This window comes from Mesorhizobium sp. M0195 (assembly GCF_040322115.1).
Taxonomy (GTDB): Bacteria; Pseudomonadota; Alphaproteobacteria; order Rhizobiales; family Rhizobiaceae; genus Mesorhizobium.
The window spans coordinates 1-4,093 of the sequence record NZ_JAMYSV010000059.1; the positions used below are offsets into that span (position 1 = coordinate 1).

Below are 4,093 nucleotides of genomic sequence, written 5' to 3' on the forward strand. Positions count from 1 at the left end.
CAGTTGGAAATCGTTCGGGAAACCGATGGTTACACGCTCCTGTCCCGATGAGCTGCGCATAATCATCGGGTGCGCATAATCGCGGTTATGCAGAAATCTACATAACAGGGATGATCGGCCCTTTGGCGGCAGTGGACCGCCCATCGTCGCCTACCGCTTCGAGGACAGCCGCGCCGGCGAATGTGTTGCCCGCCATCTGGACGGCTATCGCGGCATCCTGCAGGTCGACGGGTATGCCGCCTATAACCGGCTGGCCAAGCCCGATCGGGCCAATGACGCTGTGACGCTGGCGGCCTGTTGGTCACACGTGCGGCGCAAGTTCTACGAACTGCATGCCGCGGGCTCGTCCACCATCGCCTCGCAGACGGTGGCGCATATGGCTCCGCTGTGGGCCATCGAGGAGGCCGTCCGCGGTCACGACCCCGCAGCCCGGGTGATGGCGCGTCAGGAGAAATCCGCCGCCATCTTGGTCGCGCTCTTCAAGCTGTGGGAAAAGGAGCTGCCGAAGCTGTCGGGCAAATCGAAGCCCGCCGAGGCGATCCGCTATGCACTTGGCCGGCGTGCCGCGCTCGAGCGCTTCCTCGTCGACGGCCGCATCGAGCTCGACTCCAACGCCGTCGAGCGTGCGATCAGGCCCCAGACAATAACGCGAAAGAACAGCCTCTTCGCTGGCAGCGACGGCGGCGGGCGGACATGGGCCACCATCGCCACGCTGCTGGCCACCGCCAAGATGAACCAGGTCGATCCGCACGCCTGGCTCACCCAGACCCTCGAGCGCATCGCCAATGGCTGGCCAAACAGCGATATCGACGGCCTCATGCCCTGGAATTACCAGAGCTGAACGGCCTCAGCTGCCCGCTTACGAACCTTCGGTTGTTCGAGCAAGCACTTCTCGGCCGTCGACCCGGTCAAAGAGCCGTTACATAACCGCGCTAAGCTTGAGCCTCTCGGGTGAGACACTTTCTCCGTTCCGGGGTGACGTCAGCCCCGAGCGAGACTGTCGTCTGCACCTCTCCGACCAGAACATGAGCGATCGGCTGATCGATCCAGCCATGCCGGAAACGGAGCGACGACAGGCCCGTATTGCAGTTGCCGCGTGTGTGGCAGGCGTCGATCGGAATCGGAGCAGCTTTCGGCAATGTCGACCGCAGCAACTGGGGCGGAGTGGATTATCAGCGATTTGAGAACAGATGGAGATTGCGATGGTGCCTCGATGTCTCGACTTATAAGTCGCCGGTATATGGCGTATACGGCGAAGCACCTCCGGTAAGGCTGTGATGGCTGATGAGCCAGTTTACTGCTTCGCTCTGGTCTCGCTGGATCGGGTGAGCGGCTTTCAGCAGATGGAACTCCGAATTCCTGATCATTTGCGCCAATTTCCACCCGCGCTCGGCGGCCACCGTGGCGTCGTCCGTGGACCAGATAAGCATTGTCTTGCCCTGAAGCCGGTCAATCTCGGGAAAGATGTGCTTTTGCTGCAGCAGGATATACTTTCTCATGTCGGTTTCTTCTATTTTCAGGTGCTTCCGGACCTCCCATTTTCCGAGCGTCCCGGGCCGCCGATAGGCTATTCGCCGATACTCCCCTAGCTCCGCCTGATACGGATCCTGCTCGTACGCGCAGGCGCCACCCCGCACATATTCCTCTTCAGTAGGCATCGGCCCCGTATAGTCATATGAGGTCGTGGCGGCACGGAGCCATGCATCGTCACGCTCGTCTCCAAAGGGCTCGGGTCCAATTGGCGGCGAAACAGAGCTGGCGGTGAGTAGAACAAGTTTCGAAACAAGATCGGGACGCACGATCGCCACGCGCGCCGCCACGAATGATCCTTCTGAATGGCCAACCAGCGTGATCTGCTTCAACGCCATTGCTTCGATGAAACCAATCACGTGGTCCACGCGACCGAGCCGGTTGATGTATCTCCCGGGGGTAGGATCGTCAGTTCCACCGAATTGGAGTTGATCAAGCGCGATCACTCTGAAACGATCGGATAACCCGTACAGCTGCCAAATCCAGCTGAGCCTCGCATCCAAGATTCCCCCCGGCGCCGCCCCGTGGAGAAGCACGATCGGACCGCCGGCCCCCGTCTCGTAGTAGCTCGTCCCGATGCCGCCAACAGATATGCGGTGTTCAGGGATGAGACTCTTGCCGCTCAACATTGGTGTGCTCCTTACTGCCTGTGTTCCGCTACTTAAGACACTGCCGCCTGCCGTTTTATGCAGAGTCATGGTATTTCAACGAATTGGCTATCTGCGTAATTTTTCCTTCTACCACCGCAGGAGATTGGCGCTTTCTCGTCCCCAGGCTCACAACGTCGACATTGCTAGCCGAGGATTAGCAGCCGGTCCCCGTCTAAATGGAACGGGTAGTCTGCAGACCGGCATGATCAGACTACGCACACGGTATAGTCTAGGTCAGCGGCACGGACCTGAGACGGAGTCCGGCTGTCGACTGAAATCGTCATCCTATCACGAGGGCTGACATGAGGGGGTGCAAATGGGATAGTTGGTCTATCTGTCCAATCATCGTAAGCGCTTGAAGGGTGCGAGCGGAACCCAGGATCGGCTTTGCACAGTCTTCGAATTTGGACACAAACTCGCATTCCTTCATCGGGTTCTCTGGATGACCGCGCATGTAATGCACGGTTTTCTGTACGATCCTTCCGTCCTCAAGCGCGATTTCGACTCGCGCGGCCGCGCAGAAGCTTCTCGGGTTGCGGCTCGTTAGTTCAGGATCGAAGTCGAGCATTGAAATGTTAATCAGCCGTCGGATAGCTGGGTCATCGACAACTTCTTGGGAAAATTCGGCAAGAGATACACGCCCCCTCGCCAGCGCGACCGCGGAACAAAACTCCATACTGAACTTGCCCTCTATAGGCGCTTGGGGGGCATGGTAGGCCAGGTCACCACCCACTCCTGGGGCAAGCACGCATCGAATGGACCTTACGTGTTCAGGTTGGATATTATGGCTATTGCGCAATGCGAGAATAGCATCGATGGCCGAATGGGTATCGAGGCAGGACGGATACTTTTTGAAGACAATACCTGGCTCTCGAATATCAAACGGATTGCCGAGGAGCGAAGCGACGTCGGTGGAACGCCCGCCCTGCGATATGTACGTCTTAAGAAAGCCGTTTGGGCCTTCGAGCGCATTGGGACTTGCGGTGGCCCCTGCTGCAGCTAAAAGCGCCGCCTCCAGGCCGTCCCTCGCTGCAAAACCGCAATGCATCGGCTTTACCATCGAGCCGATATTCGCACGTATACCGGCTACACGGGAGGCGGCAATTCCGATGGCGGTAGCTGTATGTTCTGCGTCGAGTCCGAGTATCTTCGCGGCTCCAGCGGCAGCGCCAAACACCCCGAGTGCTGCGGTGGCGTGCCAACCGGACTGATAAAGCTCGTAACCAGCAACGCGGCCGAGCTTTGTCATCACTTCAATGGCAGCGGCATATGCGAGAAGGACATCTCTGCCCGAACGATCTGTCAGTTCACCAGCCGCCAAAATCGCCGGGAGTGCGGGCGCAGTAGGGTGCCCGCACATCGGGTCGCTGACGTCGTCAAAATCGCAAGCGTGTGCCATCACGCCGTTGGCGAGCGCGGCACCGAGCGCGGAGCTTTGAACGGAATGGGCAAGAACTGTTGCTTTTTTATTCTCACCGGCTTCGGGCACTATGGTGTCGAGCACCATTCGGGTTACCGGCTCCCTTGCACCCGCAATCACGCAGGCCAGGCAGTCCATGATCCCGAATTTCAAAGTAGTAAGATCGGTTGGTGACAGGGCGCCAAATTCTAGCCCGCTAACAAACCTTCCTATCGCCATAGATAGAGAGGCAGCACCGTTAACATTCGAGTTCATAAGAATTGCCTATTTCGGTTTCAGCTCGTCTCTGTGATCAGATTCGCCCGGGACTACCTGCCGCCCACCAACAGCTCGAAGAGCGGTGCCAACGTGGGCTGCTTATCGAGGTGGTTGATGAAGTCTCCGATCAACCCGAGTTGTTTCTCGGAGAACGGGAGCATGGACATTTCGGCACAAGCTTTTAATTTCTGCACACCATCAGCGAGCGAAGCCGGCTTTTCCGGGTGTCCGAATG

General features: G+C 58.3%; 2 protein-coding genes and 2 pseudogenes. 1 reads left to right on the forward strand and 3 read right to left on the reverse strand.

All coding sequences use genetic code 11. The annotated features are described in order from the left end of the window. Positions 1–106 precede the first annotated feature (106 nt). Positions 107–841 (forward strand): annotated as a pseudogene (tnpC, locus tag NKJ12_RS31860) (IS66 family transposase); the annotation flags it as partial. Positions 842–1,223: 382 nt separating this feature from the next. Here the strand turns inward: tnpC and NKJ12_RS31865 are convergent. The 3 genes and pseudogenes from NKJ12_RS31865 to NKJ12_RS31875 all read right to left on the reverse strand — a co-directional run. Then, positions 1,224–2,159 carry an alpha/beta fold hydrolase gene (locus NKJ12_RS31865; protein WP_352707674.1) on the reverse strand — a complete coding sequence of 312 codons (936 nt, stop codon included), beginning with the start codon at positions 2,157–2,159 and terminating at the stop codon, positions 1,224–1,226. 301 nt (positions 2,160–2,460) lie between these two features. Beyond that, positions 2,461–3,855 carry an MmgE/PrpD family protein gene (locus NKJ12_RS31870; RefSeq protein ID WP_352707676.1) on the reverse strand — a complete coding sequence of 465 codons (1,395 nt, stop codon included), beginning with the start codon at positions 3,853–3,855 and terminating at the stop codon, positions 2,461–2,463. A gap of 53 nt (positions 3,856–3,908) precedes the next feature. Next, positions 3,909–4,093: pseudogene (locus NKJ12_RS31875) on the reverse strand (MmgE/PrpD family protein); the annotation flags it as partial.